General features: G+C 69.6%; 14 protein-coding genes. 11 read left to right on the top strand and 3 right to left on the bottom strand.

Annotation, left to right across the window (positions count from 1 at the left end; all coding sequences use genetic code 11):
- Nucleotides 1-31 precede the first annotated feature (31 nt).
- Both H074_RS26520 and H074_RS26515 read left to right on the top strand, forming a co-directional pair.
- Nucleotides 32-616, top strand: a complete 585-nt coding sequence (locus H074_RS26520; RefSeq protein WP_039923439.1) for a TetR/AcrR family transcriptional regulator — start codon at nucleotides 32-34, stop codon at nucleotides 614-616.
- 127 nt (nucleotides 617-743) lie between these two features.
- On the top strand, nucleotides 744-3,167 hold the full coding sequence (locus H074_RS26515; protein WP_007033154.1) for a glucan 1,4-alpha-glucosidase: 2,424 nt from the start codon (nucleotides 744-746) through the stop codon (nucleotides 3,165-3,167).
- Nucleotides 3,168-3,554: 387 nt separating this feature from the next.
- On the opposite strand, the gene H074_RS26510 is transcribed toward H074_RS26515, so the two are convergent.
- The 3 genes from H074_RS26510 to H074_RS26500 form a co-directional block, all read right to left on the bottom strand.
- On the bottom strand, nucleotides 3,555-4,553 hold the full coding sequence (locus tag H074_RS26510; RefSeq protein ID WP_007033153.1) for a HEAT repeat domain-containing protein: 999 nt from the start codon (nucleotides 4,551-4,553) through the stop codon (nucleotides 3,555-3,557).
- Nucleotides 4,547-5,230: a HEAT repeat domain-containing protein gene (locus tag H074_RS26505; protein WP_039923438.1), complete on the bottom strand. Its 684-nt coding sequence runs from the start codon at nucleotides 5,228-5,230 to the stop codon at nucleotides 4,547-4,549. The genes H074_RS26510 and H074_RS26505 overlap by 7 nt, the downstream gene beginning before the upstream one ends.
- Before the next feature lie 75 nt (nucleotides 5,231-5,305).
- On the bottom strand, nucleotides 5,306-5,815 hold the full coding sequence (locus H074_RS26500; RefSeq protein WP_007033151.1) for a MarR family winged helix-turn-helix transcriptional regulator: 510 nt from the start codon (nucleotides 5,813-5,815) through the stop codon (nucleotides 5,306-5,308).
- Nucleotides 5,816-6,045: 230 nt separating this feature from the next.
- On the opposite strand from H074_RS26500, the gene H074_RS26495 reads away from it, so the two are divergent.
- From H074_RS26495 to H074_RS42185, 9 genes are read left to right on the top strand one after another with little or no spacing between them, the layout of a single operon-like run.
- The gene (locus H074_RS26495; protein ID WP_007033150.1) at nucleotides 6,046-7,092 is read left to right on the top strand and encodes a 2,5-dihydroxypyridine 5,6-dioxygenase NicX family protein; all 1,047 of its coding nucleotides are present in this window, start codon (nucleotides 6,046-6,048) and stop codon (nucleotides 7,090-7,092) included.
- A complete protein-coding gene (locus H074_RS26490; protein WP_007033149.1) occupies nucleotides 7,089-7,898 on the top strand; it encodes a maleate cis-trans isomerase family protein in 810 nt (269 codons plus the stop codon). The genes H074_RS26495 and H074_RS26490 overlap by 4 nt, the downstream gene beginning before the upstream one ends.
- Nucleotides 7,876-9,147, top strand: coding sequence for an FAD-dependent oxidoreductase (locus H074_RS26485; RefSeq protein ID WP_007033148.1), 1,272 nt, complete (start codon nucleotides 7,876-7,878; stop codon nucleotides 9,145-9,147). The genes H074_RS26490 and H074_RS26485 overlap by 23 nt, the downstream gene beginning before the upstream one ends.
- 35 nt (nucleotides 9,148-9,182) lie before the next feature.
- On the top strand, nucleotides 9,183-10,571 hold the full coding sequence (locus tag H074_RS26480; protein ID WP_039923435.1) for an MFS transporter: 1,389 nt from the start codon (nucleotides 9,183-9,185) through the stop codon (nucleotides 10,569-10,571).
- Nucleotides 10,568-11,446, top strand: coding sequence for an FAD binding domain-containing protein (locus tag H074_RS26475; protein ID WP_007033146.1), 879 nt, complete (start codon nucleotides 10,568-10,570; stop codon nucleotides 11,444-11,446). Before H074_RS26480 ends, H074_RS26475 begins: the two co-directional genes overlap by 4 nt.
- Complete coding sequence (locus H074_RS26470) at nucleotides 11,443-13,848, top strand: xanthine dehydrogenase family protein molybdopterin-binding subunit (RefSeq protein WP_007033145.1); 2,406 nt, start codon at nucleotides 11,443-11,445, stop codon at nucleotides 13,846-13,848. The genes H074_RS26475 and H074_RS26470 overlap by 4 nt, the downstream gene beginning before the upstream one ends.
- Nucleotides 13,845-14,345, top strand: coding sequence for a (2Fe-2S)-binding protein (locus H074_RS26465; RefSeq protein WP_007033144.1), 501 nt, complete (start codon nucleotides 13,845-13,847; stop codon nucleotides 14,343-14,345). Before H074_RS26470 ends, H074_RS26465 begins: the two co-directional genes overlap by 4 nt.
- Nucleotides 14,342-14,989, top strand: a complete 648-nt coding sequence (locus H074_RS26460) for an SRPBCC family protein (protein WP_007033143.1) — start codon at nucleotides 14,342-14,344, stop codon at nucleotides 14,987-14,989. Before H074_RS26465 ends, H074_RS26460 begins: the two co-directional genes overlap by 4 nt.
- Nucleotides 14,976-16,460, top strand: a complete 1,485-nt coding sequence (locus tag H074_RS42185) for an isochorismatase family protein (RefSeq protein WP_007033142.1) — start codon at nucleotides 14,976-14,978, stop codon at nucleotides 16,458-16,460. Before H074_RS26460 ends, H074_RS42185 begins: the two co-directional genes overlap by 14 nt.
- Nucleotides 16,461-16,526: the final 66 nt, after the last annotated feature.

Here is a 16,526-nt window from a genome sequence, read left to right as displayed (position 1 = left end):
CAACCAGTGGACAGGTGAGGTGGACCACGGCATGGGCGCATTGCGCACGCCGCGTGAGAAGTGGGTCGAAGAAGGTCTGCGGGCGCTGGCGGAGGGCGGGGTGGAGGCGGTGCGCGTCGAGGCGCTGGCCAAGGCGATCGGCGTGACCAAAGGCGGGTTCTACGGCTACTTCGCCGACCGTGCGGCTCTGCTGGAGGCGATGCTGGATGCCTGGGAGTACGAAAGCGTCGACGAGGTCCTCGCTCGCGTCGAGCAGGAGGGGTGCGACGCGCGGGACAAGGTCCGGCTGGCGGGACGGCTCACCTTCTCCGGTGGCCGGCTGCTGCCCATCGACCTGGCTGTCCGCGACTGGGCTCGACGTGACGAGGCCGTGGCCGAACGCCTGCGGCGGGTGGACAACCGGCGCATGCAGCTGGCCCGCGACGGTATCGGCACCTTCTGTGCCGACCCTGACGAGGTCGAAGCCCGCGCCCTGCTCGCCTTCTGTACGGCCATCGGCAACCACTTCCTCGCCGCGGACCACCCCGGGCGGACCCGGGAACAGGTTCTCGCCCGCGCCGCGGACCTCATTCTCGGTGGTCCGCCCGGCGATCCCAGCCGATTCGCCGCTCCTTGAGCAGACCGGACCACCGGCGTGAGTGGTCCGGGTTACTCCGATCGGCCCTGATGGTCAAGACGGCCAGGTAATAAGTTGCCGCTAACAACAAATCCTGCCGTCGATGAAGCCTGTGGGAAGGACCGTCATGAAGTCTCCGAAGCGGCGTCGCGCGACGATCGCGCTGTTGACCGCGGCAGCACTCCTGACATCCGCGCCGGTGAGCGCCGCGCCACTGGCGGACGCTCCCGGCGCGCCGGGCACCGGGGCGGCCTGGACGACCGGTGGCAAGGAAGGTTTCGGTACCGCCACCGATGCCGCGTCGAAGGTGTGGTTCACCCTCGGTCAGGGCATCAGCCACGAGATCTATTACCCGACCGTGGACGTCGCCAACGTCCAGGACCTGCAGTACGTCGTGTCCGACGGTGCCGGTTTCACGCAGTTGGAACGCGATCACACCAGCAAACAGCTTGTGCTCACCGATCCGCGTTCCCTGAGCTACCGGCAGATCAACACCGCCACCAACGGCCGGTACCGGATCACCAAGACCCACACCGCGGACCCGGCTCGGTCCACCGTGCTGATCCAGACCAGGTTCGAGGTGCTCAGCGGCGGCCCTCTGCAGTTGTACGTGTTGTACAACCCGTCTTTGAACAACAGCGGCATGGGGGACACCGGCGCCACGTTCGGCGGGCAGCTGGTCGCTTCGGACGGGCCGGTGTCCAGCGCTTTGGCCGCCTCCACCGGTTTCGTCAAGGCGACCAGTGGCTACAGCGGGACCGCGAGCGATGGTTATGTCGACCTGAGCGGCGATCACGTTCTCGGTGCGCAGTACGACTCGGCCTCGACGCCCGGGAATCTGGTGCAGCTGGGGCAGATTCCCGTGGGCACCGACACCACCTTCACGCTCGCGATCGGTTTCGGAGGCGATCGCGGCGCCGCGTCGGCGAACGCGTCGGCCTCGCTCGCGGGTGGTTTCGCGGCGGCGGACACCGCGTACCGGTCCGGCTGGAGCGGCTACCTTTCCTCACTGGCCGCGGTGCCCCGTTCGATCAGCGGTGCCGGTCTGACCACGCAGTACAACGTCGCGCTGATGACCCTCAAGGCCCACGAGGACAAGACCTATCCGGGAGCGAACGTCGCCTCGCTCACCAATCCGTGGGGTGAGGCGAAGGACGCGAACGGCACGGGGGACTGCGGATACCACGCCGTCTGGTCTCGCGACCTCTACCAGGTCTCGACCGCGCAGATCGCGGCAGGCGACTCGGCGGCGGCCAACCGGTCGGTCGATTATCTGTTCACCGTCCAGCAGCGACCGGACGGTTCTTTCCCGCAGAACACCCGGCTCGACGGCACCAACTGCTGGACCAGCCTGCAGATGGACGAGGTCGCCTTCCCGATCGTGCTCGCGTGGCAGCTGAGCCGGTTCGACGCGGGGATGTGGGCGAAGGTGAAGAAGTCCGCGGACTTCCTCGTCGCACACGGTCCGTCCACCCCGCAGGAACGCTGGGAAGAGAACGGCGGCTACTCACCCTCCACCATCGCCGCGGAGATCGCCGGGCTGATCTGCGCCGCCGACATCGCCGAACGCAACGGGGACACCGCCGGCGCCGCCCGCTACCGCGAGACCGCCGACCGGTGGCAGGCGCAGGTCAGCGCCTGGACGTTCACCACGTCCGGTCCGCTCGGCGACGGCCGGTATTTCCACCGCATCGACGGCAACGGCGATCCGAACGACGGACAGAACGTCTTCCTGCAGAACGGCGGCGGAAACCATGATGAACGCGCCATCATCGACGCCGGCTTCCTGGACCTCGTCCGCCTGGGCGTGAAACCGGCGGCCGATCCGGACGTCGCCGCCTCGGTTCCCGAAGTGGACTCGACGCTCAAGGTGGACACTCCGAACGGCCCGATGTGGTACCGGTACAACCACGACGGCTACGGCGAAACCGCTTCCGGCGGTCCTTACACCGGCGCCGGCGTCGGACGGCTATGGCCGTTGCTCACCGGTGAACGCGGCGAATACGAACTGGCCAACGGCCGCTCGGCGACGGCGCATCTGTCCGCCATGGCCGCCTCGGCGAATCCCGGCTATCTGATCCCCGAACAGGTCTGGGACCGGCAGAGCACCGGCGGCTTCACCTTCGGCGAAGGCACCGGCTCGGCGACGCCGCTCGCTTGGTCGATGGCGCAGTTCGTCCGGCTGGCACACTCGATCGACGCGGGCGCCCCGGTCGAGACACCGTCGGTGGTCAAGCAGCGGTACAGCGCGGCGTGCTCCGGTGTTGCGGCGAAGTTCACCGTGAACGCCACCACGTCCTGGGGCCAGAACATCTTCGTCGTCGGCGACCGCGCCGAACTCGGCGGGTGGAACCCGGCGAACGCGGTCCCGATGGCGTCCGCCGACTATCCCTTGTGGACGGCGAAGGTCACTTTGCCGAAGGGAGCCGCCTTCCAGTACAAGTACATCCGCAAGGAGGGCGGTAACGTCACGTGGGAATCAGGCGCCAATCGCGTCGGCACCACTTCGGACGGCTGCACACTGGCGCTGAACGACACCTGGCGGTCTTGAGCCTCGTGAGTGGCGATTCGGCTTCTAGCGGACCTGTATTCGCCTATCCACTGGAATCTGGGCTGACCTGGGTGTCCTCGGGTTGGATGATGGGTGTGCGACGGGGGAGGATTCCGGACGTTGAGCGTCCGGATTCTTCCCCGCTCGGTCGGTGGTGTGGTCTTGAGCAGCCGCGAGTCAGGAAAGTCCGTGAAGGCCTCCTTCCCTACCCTGAAAGTAGGGAAGGAGGCCTTCACGGACACACCAAGCGTCGCGAAAGCCACTTAGGCGCAAGGAAGGGCGCCGATACGCGGACGAGGTCCAGTCGGGGTAGACCTTGATCGCGCGTTCGTAATGGTCGCGAACGGTTTCCGGATCGGTGGCGGCGCGGGCGAGTCCGCGGTGGTGTCATCGACCTCGGTCGGCGAGGGCGGACGCGATCAGCGCGACAGCCGGATCGTCGTCCTCGGCGAGTTGTCGTAGCATGCCGCGCGCCAGGGGCCCCGGAATTTCCGCCAGGGCTTGGACCACGCGGATCCGGACCGCGGAATCCCCGGCGTGGGCCGCGAGTTCGTCGGCCAAGGCGGCCATGATCCGTTCCGCGGAGCCGGGAATCTCCACCAGTGCGCCCAGCACTTCCGCGGCTTCGACGTCGTTCGTGCCGTCGACCACCATGCGGACGAGGGACGGCGTGGCCGCGGTCGCCCCTCGACCGCCCAAGGCCAGTGCGGCGGGCCCGCGCACTCTCGCGTCGGAGTCCCCGAGCGCTTCCGCGAGCGCCGTCCCGGCTTCCTCGCCGGGAATCTCGGCGAGCGCCAGAACCGCGCGCTGCCGGATGCGGGCGTCCTCCGAACGCAGCCCGGCCACCACCCCGGCCACTCCGTCGCCGCCCGCCCGCGCGAGAGCCCAGCGCAGGGCTCCGGCGACATTCGGGTCGGCCTCGTTCAGGATCGCGTCGGCGAGCCGATCGGCGGGAACCGGCATGTCTTCGGCCGGGCTAAGGGCGGCCTGCTGGCGGCGCGCCGCGTGGGGTGACGTGAGACCTCGCAGGAGTTCCACGATGCGCAAGGCGTCCTGCCAGTCCGAGGGGGCCGAGGCGTCGACCGCGCGCAGCCGCTCGAGCAGCTCCTGTTCCCGGTTCACCCGGTCCTCCGCCTGGCGGATGAGGTCGCCGACCAGCGTCGACGGCGTGAAGGTCGGGTCCTCCAGCGCGCGCGAGATCTGGCGCAGGGACAGCCCCAGCGAGCGCAGGCTCTCCACATGGAAGATCCTGCGGATGTCCTCGTCCGCATATTCCCGGTAGCCGCCGACGGTGCGTCCCGTCGGCCGCACCAGCCCGAGGGAGTCGTAGTGGCGCAGCATCCGGGAGCTCACTCCCGAACGCCGCGCCACCTCACCGATCAGCATGCCGATCCCTCGGCCTGGTGCGGACCGAGTGCCATGATCCGTTTCGCTTCGTCCGTCGTCACGTCGAACCCCGCTTCCGGGTCGTGCAGGAGCCTTTCCGTGGCACGCGCGTGCGCGCGCACCGTCGGTTCATGACTCTCCAGTCCCTTACGCAGAGCCGGCTTGCAAGCGTCCCCGAGCGCGACCAGCGCCCGGCTGAGGCTCAGCCGCCTGTCCCGGTCACCACGGCCGAGTTGCGTGGCCAGTTCCGCGGCCAGTCCGGCTCGTTCCCGCTCCGGTACGAGGACGACGGCCGTGCGCCACGCGCTTCGCGCCACCTCGTCGTCGGCGTCGTGCAGCAAGGACCGTGTGATCGCGGGCCAGGCGGTGCGGTCCCCGATCTTCGACAGGGTGTGCAACGCCTGACTCCGTGCCTGCGCTCGCTCGGAGCGAAGCTCCGCCAGGAGCCTGGGCACCGTGCTCGCCGGTGGGAGCCGGGTCAGCGCCCAGGTGAGCATGTCGCGGACGAAGAAGTCGGGCTCGATCGCGCATCGCGCGACGAGCGCGTCGGTGAAGCGGGGGTCGGGCCTGCTGCCTGCCGCCATGGCGGTCTTGAGCCGCGTCGACGAGTCCTCGGCGTCGAGTGCGTCGAGTAGCGGCTTGCCCGGTGTGTCCGTGGTCGGGTTCAAGGGAACCACCTCCTGCGCTTCAGTGAAGACCTTGTCACGGTGTCAAGGTCAACCGTTGTGGCGCCGGAGCCCCGCGTGTCGGCCTCAGCGCAGCTTGTCGACCTCGGCGATCCGCTCCCAGCGGGCGCCGAGCGCGTTGAGCAGCGCCGCCATGTCGATGTCGCCGTCGATGTCGTCGCCGTCGAGGAGTGCCTTGTCCAGCCTGCGGGCGCGGCGGTTCACCTGGCTCAGGACCGACTTGCCCTCGTCGGTGAGCGAAAGCAGCTTGCGCCGCGCGTCGCGCGGGGATTCGACGCGCCGGATGAGCCCCCGTCGCTCGAGCCTGCGGCACAGATCGGCCATCGTCGAGGTGTCGAGAGCCACCGCGCCGGCCAGTGAACTCTGGTCGCTCCCGGGGTAGGCGCGGACCGCGGACAGGACCGCGAACTGCGGACCGGTCAGGACCGGATCCACATGACGGTTCCACGCGGCGAGGTAGGCCTGGTACAACCGGCGGGCGCCGTAGCCGGGGGCCGCCAGCAGGTCGGAGGGTGGCGCGGGGGTGACGGCCGGCGTGTCGTCCCCGCGCCGGCCCATACGCGCCGATTCACCCATCGCTTCTCCTCGTCGGCTCCACCCGCTGCCCGGGCGCCCGGGGTGATCCTACGTGTCCGGACGGTCGCTCACGGGCAGGCCGCCGAGATCTGTCTTCCGCGGCCTCTTGCGTATCCGGATAGTACGTGTTCGGATGAAGACCCCGGCAGGAGTGGCGAGATGGCGGATCCGGAGCCAAGTCTTGCGTACCCGGATAGTACGTGCTCGGATTAATGTGGAGGTGGTCGACGATGGACCGGAACCTGTTCAACGACATCTGCTTGCGCCAGTTGACGTTCTCGGGAGTGCACGAGGGCGAGACCGTGGTGGTGCTGACCCGCGGCGGGGAGCGGACGGAGTACGCCGACGCTTTCCTGTGGGCCGCCCAGCAGCTGGGCGCCTCGGCCTACCACATGCGGCTGCCGTCGCCGGTCAGCGCCGCGGGGGCGTGGGCGGTGGGCGATTCGGGGCTCGGGAACATCCCGTTGGCGGTCGAGGCGCTCAAGAGCGTGGACATGGTGGTCGACTGCACGTTCCTGTTGTTCAGCAAGGAACAGTTCGCCATCCAGGACGCGGGCACCCGGATCCTCACCGCCGTCGAACCGCCCGAGCTGCTGGCCCGGCTCATGCCGACGAAGGAACTGCGCGAGCGGGTGGAGATCGGCGCGGAGCTCTTGGCCAAGGCGGGCACGATGCGGATCACCAGCCCGGCGGGCACCGATGTCACCTATCAGCTCGGCGTGTACCCGACGCTGTCCGAGTACGGCTACACCGACACCCCCGGCCGTTGGGACCATTGGCCGGCGGCGTTCGTGTTCACCGGCGGTGCCGACGACGGTGTCGACGGGAAGATCGTGCTTTCGCCAGGGGACGTGCTGCTGCCGTTCAACACCTACGTGCAGACCCCGGTGGAGATCACCATCGAGCAGGGCTTCATCCGGGACATCCGCGGCGGCGCCGGGTCGTCCGGGCTGGACGCGGATCTGCTGCGCTCGTACATCGAAAGCTTCGACGATCCCCGCGGCTACGGCATGAGCCACGTGGGCTGGGGGCTCGACGAGCGCGCGCACTGGCACGGCCTGACCCAGTTCCCCGGCGGGATGGGCATGGAACTGCGGAGTTTCTACGGCAACGTCATGTTCTCCATCGGCCCCAACAACGAGCTCGGCGGCCCGAACGACACGCCTTGCCACTTCGACATCCCGATGCGCGGCAATTCCCTTTACCTGGACGACGAACTGATCGTCGACAACGGTGAGCTGACCGTGGCCGAGATGCGTCCGGCGGGCCGCCGATGAGCGCCGCCGTCCGCGACCACCACATCGGGATGATCGTCCCCAGTTCGAACCTCACCATGGAGACCGAGCTCCCGCGGATGCTGCGCGCCAGAGAGGAGGCCGAGCCGGGGGACCGGTTCGTCTTCCATTCCGCGCGGGCCCGGATGCGGCACGTCGAACCCGAACAGCTGCGGGCGATGAACGCCCAGGCCGGCCGGGCGGCGGCCGAACTCGCCGACGCAAGGCCGGACGTGGTCGCCACCGCGTGCCTGGTGGCGATCATGGCCCAGGGACCCGGTTACCACTGCACCGCCGAGGACGACATCACGCGCGTGCTGCGCGAAGAGGGTTGCGAGTCGCCGGTCGTCTCCAGTGCCGGTGCGCTGCTGTCCGGTCTTGGCGTACTCGGCGCCCGCAAGGTCGCGATCATCACGCCGTATATGAAGCCGTTGACCAAGGCGGTGGCGGACTACATCGAGGACGCCGGGTTCGAGGTCGCCGACGCGCTTTCCCTCGAAGTGCCGGACAACCTCGCCGTCGCCCGGCTGGATCCGGCCGGATTGCGGGAGCACCATCGCAGGCTCGATCTGTCCGATGTGGACGCGCTGGTGCTTTCCGCCTGTGTCCAGATGCCTTCGCTGCCCGCGATCCAGGCGGTGGAGGACGAGATCGGGATCCCGGTCCTGTCGGCGGCGACGGCCACGACGTTCCGGATCCTCTCGGAACTCGGGGTCGAGCCCCGGGTGCCCGGCGCGGGCAGCTTGCTCAGTGGCGCGAAAGCAGTGACGAAGACGGGAGGCGGGCATGGCCGCGAGTCAGTCGTTTGAGGTCGTTGTCGTCGGCGGCGGCCTTGGTGGGCTCTGCGCGGCGTTGTCCCTGCGGCAGCGGGGTTTGCGCGTCACCGTCGTCGAAGCCGCCCCGGAGCTCGGCGAGATCGGCGCGGGGATCCAGACCGCGCCGAACGCCAGCCGGATCCTCATCGGACTGGGCCTGCGCGCCCGGCTCGAGCGGGTGCGGACGGAGCCGCAGGATCAGGTACGCCGTCGCTGGGCGGACGGGAGCATCATCGCCCAGCTGGCGCTGGGCAGGCGGGTGACCGACCAGTACGGCGCGCCCTACTGGCACTACCACCGTGCCGACCTGCACGGAGTCCTGCTCGACGCCTGCCAGGATCCGGAGGGAACCGGTCCGGTGGTGCGGGTGGCGACCGGCGCGCGGGTGGTCGAACTCGACCGGACGCTGCCGGACCGGCCCGCCGTGATCACCGCCGACGGGCGCCGGTTCACCGGCGACGTCGTGATCGGAGCGGACGGCATCCGGTCGGCGGTGCGCGATCTCGCCGGATTCGACGACACCCTCGCGTTCTCCGGCGAGATGGCTTACCGGGCCCTGATCTCCGGAGACCTGATCGCGCAGGACCCCGCCACCCGCTTCCTGGCCGACCGGTACCACTCCACGATCTGGTACGGCCCCAACAAACACCTGGTGCACTACATGATCCGCGGCGGGGAGTACCTCAACGTGGTCGCGATCGTGCCGTGCACCGAAACGGTGGCCAAGGACTGGAGCGGCCCGGCCACCGCCGCCGAACTCGCCGCGGAGTACCACGACTGGGACGATCGGGTCCCGACGATGCTGGCCAAGGCGAAGGACGAGGACGTCTCGGTGTGGGCGATGTACCGCCGTCGCCGCGATCCGGTCTGGGTCGACGGCCGGGTCGCCCTGCTCGGCGACGCGTGCCACGCGATGCTGCCCTACCAGGCACAAGGCGCGTCCCAGGCGATGGAAGACGCCGCGGTGCTGGCCGAGGAATTGGGGCGCGTCACCCGCGACGGGATCGACGCCGCCCTGGTCCGCTACGTCGACCGGCGCGCCAAGCACGCGGGAATGGTCCAGGACGCCTCGCTGCAGAACATGGACTTCTACCACCTGCCCGATGGTCCCGAGCAGCGCGAGCGCGACGAGAAGCTGCGCCGGTTCGACGGCGAATCGGACGTTTCCTACGACTGGCTGTGGAACGGCAGCCCGCTCACCGACCCCGACACCGAGTCCATCCACTACCAGTTCGCCCGCTGAGGCGCGCTGGTCGGCAAATCGCAACGGAGCGGTTCATGCGTACTGGTGATCAGATCGTCCAGGATTTGCCCTGGCGTTGGAGTGTGCAGGGAAAGATCTTCCTCATCGGCGGGCTGGGCTACATGTTCGACGCCTGGGACGTCGCGTTGAACGGGTTCCTCACCCCGCTGGTCGGGGCGGAATTCGGGTTGTCGGCCGGCGCGAAAGGGCTGGTGGCGACCGCGAACCTGATCGGTATGGCGGTGGGCGCGGTCGCCTGGGGCACGGTCGCGGACCGGATCGGCCGGAAGCGGGCGTTCAGTGTCACGCTGCTGCTGTTCGCGCTGTTCTCCGTGCTGGGCGCGCTCGCGCCGAACGTGGAGACGTTCCTGGCCCTGCGGTTCCTGGCGGGTATCGGACTCGGCGGCTGCATCCCGGTCGATTACGCGATCGTCAGCGAGTTCTCCCCGCGCCGCCATCGCGGCCGGGTCCTGTCCGCGATGGACGGCTGGTGGCCGATCGGGACCACGCTGGCCGCCGTCACCGCGACGCTGCTGCTCCCGGTCCAGGGGAACTGGCGCTGGATGCTGGTCTTGATGATCCTGCCCGCGCTGTTGCTGTTCTGGGTGCGGCGTGGCGTCCCGGAATCACCGCTGTACCTGGTGCGCAAGGGCCGTGAGGCGGAGGCGCGGGCCGTGATCGACGACCTCGTGCGCCGCACGGGAGCGACACCGGAGCCGTACTCGGTCCCGCCAGCGGTGGTCGAGGACACCCGCGGCGGCGCGGTCGCGGCCGCGTTCGATCAGCTGCGCCGGGTGTGGGCGTTCAACCCGAGGATCACGGCGGTGGCGTGGTCACTGTTCATCAGCGTCATGCTGGTCTACTACGCCGCGCTCAGCTGGATGCCGTCCATCCTGCGGGCGCAGGGATTCGGCGAGATCGCCGCCTTCGCCTCGACCGCGCTCATGAACGCGACCGGCATCGTCGGTGTCGCGGTGGCCGTGCTCCTGGTCGACAAGGTCGGCCGCAAGCGGATCATCATGGTCGCCGGTCCGCTCACCGCGTTGTCGCTCGTGGTGTTCTCCCTGCTGCTCGAATCGCCTGCCGCGGCGGTCGTGGCGATCGGCGCGTTCGGCCTGTTCGCGCTGGTGGTCATCCCGGTGATGTACGCCTATGTCTCCGAGCTCTACCCGACGGAACTCCGCGCTTCGGGATTCGGCTGGGCGTCGTCGTCGAGCCGGGCGATCACCGGCTTCGCGCCGCTGCTGTTCGGAAGCGTGCTGTGGCCGGTGCTCGGGCTGCCGCTCACCTTCACCGTGCTGGGTGTGCTCGTGGTGGCCGCGGTCGTGTTCATGATGACGGGCGCGCCGGAGACCCGCGGCCGCGAACTCGACCGGATCGTCGACCCGGCCGAGGCACCCGCCGAGACCAGGACGGCTCTGTGAAGCCCGCCGCGTTCCGGTACCACCGGGCTCACGACGTCACCGACGCCGTCGGCCTGCTCGGCGACCTCACCGCGGCGGGCGAGGACCCGAAACTCATCGCCGGCGGCCAGAGCCTGATGCCGATGATGAACTTCCGGCTCGCCCGCCCGACGGCCTTGGTGGATCTGGGACCGTTGCGCCGGGACCCTGCGTTGAACTCCTTCCGGCGTAACGGTTTTAGCCTCACGATCGGCGCGATGGTCACGCATCGGACGGTGGAGGTCTCCGAGCTGGGGCCGGACTTCGACGTGCTCTCCCGCGCGATGCGGTGGGTGGGGCACCTGCCGATCCGCTCCCGCGGAACGGTGGCGGGCAGCATCGTCCACGGTGACGCGACCGCGGAATGGTGCCTGCTCGCCCTGCTGCTCGACGCGGTGATCGTCGCCGAAGGCCCGCGCGGTCCCAGGGAGATCCCGGCCGCGGAGATGTTCCGCGGCTTCTACACCACGGCCGTCGAACCGGACGAGGTCGTGACGGCGGTTCGTTTCACCAGGCCGTCGCCCCGGGCCGCGTTGACCGAGTTCGCCCGTCGCCACGGCGATTTCGCGATCGTCGACGCCGCCGTGAGCCTCGACGGCGAGCACGGCCGGCTGACCGGGGGCCGGGTCGTACTCGGCGGCGTGGCCCCGGCGCCCGTGCGGGTTCCCGAAGCCGAGGCGGTGCTCGACGGCGGTGTCCCCGGCCCGGAGCTGTTCGCCGCGTGCGGGGCAGCCGCGGCGGCGGCCATCGATCCGCCCGACGACGCGGCAGGCAGCGCGGCCTACCGCCGACGGCTGGCGCGAACGCTCGTCACCCAGGCGCTGCACGAGGCCTGGGAGAAAGGAGAAACGCGATGACCGCACGGTTCGACGGGCGCCACGGCCGCTGGGTCGGGGCGTCGGTGCCCCGGCGTGAGGATCCTCGCCTGCTCACCGGCAGGGGCCGGTTCGTCGACGATATCCAGCTGCCCGGCATGCTGCACGCGGCCTTCGTCCGCTCGACGGTCGCGCACGGCAAGCTCGCCGGGATCGACCTGTCGGCCACTCTGGCGGTCGATGGGGTCGTCGCCGCGTATACGGCGGAAGACCTGGGACTCGGGGACATCGTCGCCTTGCTCGACCGCCCGCCCGAGGAGTTCTCGCCGACCGCGATGCCGATCCTGGCCAGGGAAAAGGTGCGGTTCACCGGCGAACCGGTGGCGCTGGTCGTCGCCCGCGATCCGTACAGCGCCGAGGACGGTGTCGAGGCCGCGGTGGTGGACTACGAGCCGCTCGGGGCGGTCGTGTCGGAAGAGTCGGCGTTCGCCGAAGGCGCGCCGCTCGTGCACGACGAGGCGCCGGGCAACGTGCTGGTCGACGTGTCGATGTTCGACACACCCGGTGTCGACGCGGCGTTCGAGGCGGCCCGTGCGGGCGGCGGCCGGGTGGTCGAGGTCGTCACGAAGAGCGGACGGCAGAACGCGCTCCCGCTCGAAACGCGGGGAGTGGTCGCGTCCTGGGACGACCGCGACGACCAGTTGCTCGTGCGGATGTGCACCCAGGTGCCGCATCAGGTGCGTACCGCGATGGCCCGTTCGCTGCGGGTCCCCGAGCGCACCGTGCGGGTCACCGTCCCGGACATGGGCGGGGGTTTCGGCCAGAAGTGCGTCGTCGGCCGCGAGGAGATCGCGGTCGCGGCGGCGGCACAGCGGCTGAACCGGCCGGTGAAATGGATCGAAGACCGCCGTGAGGCGCTCACCGCGGGATTCCTTGCCAGGGAACAGCGGTATCGCACGCTGGCGGCGTTCGACGAGGACGGGCGGATCACCGCGCTGGACGTCGACGTCGTCTGCGACATGGGCGCCTACTCCTGTTACCCGTTCACGGCGGGGATCGAGCCGCTGATGGCGTCGGCCGAGATGCCGAGCGTGTACCAGGTGCCCGAGTACCGCGTCCGTGCCCGCGCCATCGCGAGCAACAAGGCTCCGACGGCGCCCTACCGCGGGGTCAGCCGTCCCCAGTACGTGATGGCGATCGAACGGGTCATGGAACGCGCCGCCCGGGAACTCGGCCTCGATCCGGTCGAGATCCGGCGGCGCAACGTGATCACGCAGTTCCCGTACACCGGCGTCAACGCCATCACCTACGACCCCGGCACCTACCGCGAATCGCTCGAACTCGCCGAGGCGACGATCCGTGACGAGGGGTGGTACGAGATCCGGGACCGTGCCACCGCCGAGGGCAGGCACATCGGCATCGGCTACTGCTGCTTCTCCGAGCGGACCGGATACGGCTCGGGAGCCTTCGCCAAACGGAAGATGGCCGTGGTCCCCGGCTTCGACATCTCCGAGATCCGGATGGACACCACCGGCTCCGTCGTGGTCACCAGCGGCACCATGAACCACGGCCAGTCCCACGAGACGACGCTGGCGCAGATCGTGGCCGACCGGCTGGGCCTGCACCTCGACCAGGTCAAGCTCCGCCAGGGCGACACCGAGCGCATCGCCTACGGATGGGGGACTTTCGCTTCCCGCTCGGTGACGATCGGTGGCTCGGCGGTGTCCCTCGCGGCCGGGAAGCTCGGCGAACTCCTGTGCACGATCGCCGCGCACCTGCTCGAAACCGGCTCCGACAACGTCCGCCTCGACGGCGAGGGCGGCGTCGTCCAGGTCGACGATCCCACCCGGCGCGCGTCGTTCGAGGAGATCGCCGATGTGGCCTACCTGCGCAGTCACCTGCTGCCCAAGGACGTCGAACCGACGCTGACGGCCACGGCGAGCTTCGACGTGCCCGGCGACGGCACCTTCTCCAACGCCACGCACGCGGTGGTCGTCGAAGCCGATCCGGGCACCGGCCAGATCAGGATCCTCCGCTACGCGTGCGTGGAGGACTGCGGGGTGGTGATCCATCCGCAGGTCGTCGACGGCCAGTGCCGCGGCGGGATCGCACAGGGCATCGCCGGCGCGTTGTTCGAGGAGGTCACCTACGCCGGCAACGGGGAACCGTCGGCCGCCAGCTTCATCGACTACCTCGTGCCGACCGCGACGGAAATCCCCGACATCACCGTCTCCCATCTCGAAACCCCTTGCGCGTTCACGGAAAACGGTGCGAAGGGCGCGGGGGAGGGCGGCACCATCGGCGCGCCCGCCGCGGTGCTGAACGCGATCAACGACGCGCTGCGCCATACGGGGGTCGAACTCGACGCGACCCCGGTCCATCCGCAGACCGTGCTCGCCGCGCTCGACGCGGGGGTCCACAAGGAAATGAGCATCCCATCATGACCGACCGGCACCTGATCGTCCTGAACGTCAACGGCGAGGCGCACGAGGCCCTCGTCGAGGCGCGCAAGACCCTGCTCGACGTCTTGCGCCACGACCTCGGGCTCACCGGCACCCACGTCGGCTGCGAGCACGGGGTGTGCGGTGCCTGCACCGTTCTCGTCGACGGCGAACCGGTGCGAGCGTGCCTGATGTTCGCCGTCCAGGCGGAGACGGCCGAGATCCGCACGGTCGAGTCGCTGGGGCGTGACGGTGAACTTTCCGACCTGCAGCGGTCTTTCAGTGAGCACCACGGCCTGCAGTGCGGTTTCTGCACCCCCGGATTCCTCATGCTGGCCGAAGGATTCCTCGCCCAGCGACCGGACGCGGGCCGTGAGGAGATCCGCGAGGCCGTCTCGGCGAACCTGTGCCGCTGCACCGGTTATCAGACGATCGTGGACGCGATCGAAGCCACCGCGACCCGCCGGTGCCACGCCGCTGAGAAGGAGGCGACAGCGTGATCCTGGAAAACCAACTGTCCGTACCGGCCGGACCCGACGCGGTCTTCGCCTTGATCAACGACGTCGAGCGGGTGGCCGGTTGCCTGCCGGGCGCGACCCTCGACGGGCGGCAGGACGACGCCTATCTCGGCCGTGTCAAGGTCAAGGTCGGCCCGATCACCGCCGCCTACTCGGGCACGGTGCGGTTCACCGACGTCACCGCCGCCGACCGCAGTCTGCGGCTGGTGGCCAGGGGAGCGGACGCCCACGGGAACGGCGACGCCGAGGCCGACGTCACCCTGACCGTGCGCGAGGCACCCGGCGGCGCCACCATCGAATTGCGTACCGACCTGTCGATCCGCGGCAAGCTCGCCCAATTCGGCAAGGGCGCGATCGGTGCCGTCTCCACCCGGCTGCTCGACCAGTTCGCCCGCAACCTCGCGGACCAGTTGCGGGCGGGGCCTGTCGCGGCTACGAGCCGGGTTCCCGCAGCGGCACCGGTTCCGGAGGCCGTCGATGGTCTCGCCATGGTGCTTCCCGAGGGCGTCAAACGCTACGGCGCGATCGCGGCCGCCGCGGCGCTCGGGCTGTTCCAGGGCTGGCTGCTGGGCCGGATCCGCACTCAGGACAAACTGATCAAGGAGTTGCAGCGTGCCCGTCGATGAACGCCGGACCGATGTCGACAGTGTGTACGAGCGAGCCGGTTTCGGTGCGAGCGTGCCCCGCGGATCGCGCCCGGCTCTTGTCGTGGTCGACCTGACCCGGGGGTTCACCGAATCCGGCTTCCCGTCCGGAGCCGATCTCACCGCCGAGGTGACCGCGGCCGCCGCACTCGTCGCCGAGGCCCGGCGGCGGGACGTGCCGGTGATCTACACCGCGATCGCTTACACACCCGCGGAAGCGGACGGTGACGCCCTTGCGTGGCTCCGGAAAGCGCCTGGGATGCGAGCCCTCCGCGAAGGAAGCGAAGCGGTCGCCCTTGACCCGCGACTCGAACAGCGGGAAGGCGACCATTTGATCCTGAAGAAGGGTGCCTCGGCGTTTCACGGGACCTCGCTGGCCGCGCTCCTCACGAGTCTGGGCACGGATACCGTTGTCGTCTGCGGCGCCACCACTTCGGGATGCGTCCGCGCCACCGCCGTCGACGCCGTCCAGTCCGGCTTCGACACCCTCGTCGTCCGGGAAGCCTGCGGTGACCGCGCGCAGGGACCGCACGATGCCGCTTTGTTCGACCTGCAAGCGAAATACGCGGACGTCGTCGCCCTCGACGAGGCCTTGGCGTACCTCTCGGAAACCTCGGATCGCCGCACGCTCACCCAGCCCGCCTCGGCCGACCTCGGTGAACTGCCCGCGACCAGCCGCTGGGTGACGTCGGGTTCGGTCCGGCTGCACGTGCTCGACTACGGTCCCGGCGACGGTGTCCCCGTGATCGTGCTACCGGGGATCACCAGCCCGGCGGTCACGATGGACTTCGTCGCACGGGAGCTCACCGATCTGGTGCGCCCGCTCGTGCTCGACGTCCGCGGCCGTGGGCTGTCCGATGACGCCGCGGATTACGACCTGGCGAGCTATGCCGCCGACGTCGAGGCGGTCGTGGACGGACTCGGGCTGCGCGAGCCGATCCTGTTCGGACACTCCATGGGCGCGCGGATCGCCGCACGGGCCGCGGCCACCGGCCGACGGCTTCGCGGCACGGTTCTGGCCGACCCTCCGCTGAGCGGCCCCGGACGAGGGCCGTATCCCACCACCCTCGACGCCTTCCTCGGGCAACTCGATCAAGCCCGCCGGGGAACGGACGCCGACGAGGTGGCCCGGTCGTGGCCGCGATGGCCGCGCCGGGAACAGGAATTGCGTGCCCGCTGGCTGTCGTCGTGCTCTCGCGACGCGATCGTCGCCACCCACGCAGGGTTCGAATCCGAGGACTTCTTCGACGACTGGCCGCGGGTGCCCGCTCCGACATTCTTCCTGTACGGCGGCGCGAGTCCGGTCGTCACCGCCGACGGCGCGGCCGAAGCGGCCGAGCGCAATCCGTCGGCCGAGTTCGTCGAGATCCCGAAGGCCGGGCACATGATCTTCTGGGACGAGCCCGAGGCCGCCCTCGCCGCTCTGCGGGAAGCTCTGCGAAAGCTGCTCTGAGTGCTCGTGGGTCTCGTGAGTGGTAAGGACGGTTCTAACCGTCCTTACCACTCACGAGACCAGGCA

Source organism: Amycolatopsis decaplanina DSM 44594 (assembly GCF_000342005.1).
Classification (GTDB): Bacteria; Actinomycetota; Actinomycetes; order Mycobacteriales; family Pseudonocardiaceae; genus Amycolatopsis; species Amycolatopsis decaplanina.
This window is presented reverse-complemented; position numbering and strand designations above follow the sequence as displayed.

Excerpts from the sequence above, each read along its gene's own strand:
- H074_RS26520 (WP_039923439.1), top strand. The coding sequence starts at position 32 with ATGGGCGCATTGCGCACGCCGCGTGAGAAGTGGGTCGAAGAAGGTCTG.
- H074_RS26515 (WP_007033154.1), top strand. The coding sequence starts at position 744 with ATGAAGTCTCCGAAGCGGCGTCGCGCGACGATCGCGCTGTTGACCGCG.
- H074_RS26510 (WP_007033153.1), bottom strand. The coding sequence starts at position 4,553 with ATGCTGATCGGTGAGGTGGCGCGGCGTTCGGGAGTGAGCTCCCGGATG.
- H074_RS26500 (WP_007033151.1), bottom strand. The coding sequence starts at position 5,815 with ATGGGTGAATCGGCGCGTATGGGCCGGCGCGGGGACGACACGCCGGCC.
- H074_RS26495 (WP_007033150.1), top strand. The coding sequence starts at position 6,046 with ATGGACCGGAACCTGTTCAACGACATCTGCTTGCGCCAGTTGACGTTC.
- H074_RS26490 (WP_007033149.1), top strand. The coding sequence starts at position 7,089 with ATGAGCGCCGCCGTCCGCGACCACCACATCGGGATGATCGTCCCCAGT.
- H074_RS26485 (WP_007033148.1), top strand. The coding sequence starts at position 7,876 with ATGGCCGCGAGTCAGTCGTTTGAGGTCGTTGTCGTCGGCGGCGGCCTT.
- H074_RS26480 (WP_039923435.1), top strand. The coding sequence starts at position 9,183 with ATGCGTACTGGTGATCAGATCGTCCAGGATTTGCCCTGGCGTTGGAGT.
- H074_RS26470 (WP_007033145.1), top strand. The coding sequence starts at position 11,443 with ATGACCGCACGGTTCGACGGGCGCCACGGCCGCTGGGTCGGGGCGTCG.
- H074_RS26465 (WP_007033144.1), top strand. The coding sequence starts at position 13,845 with ATGACCGACCGGCACCTGATCGTCCTGAACGTCAACGGCGAGGCGCAC.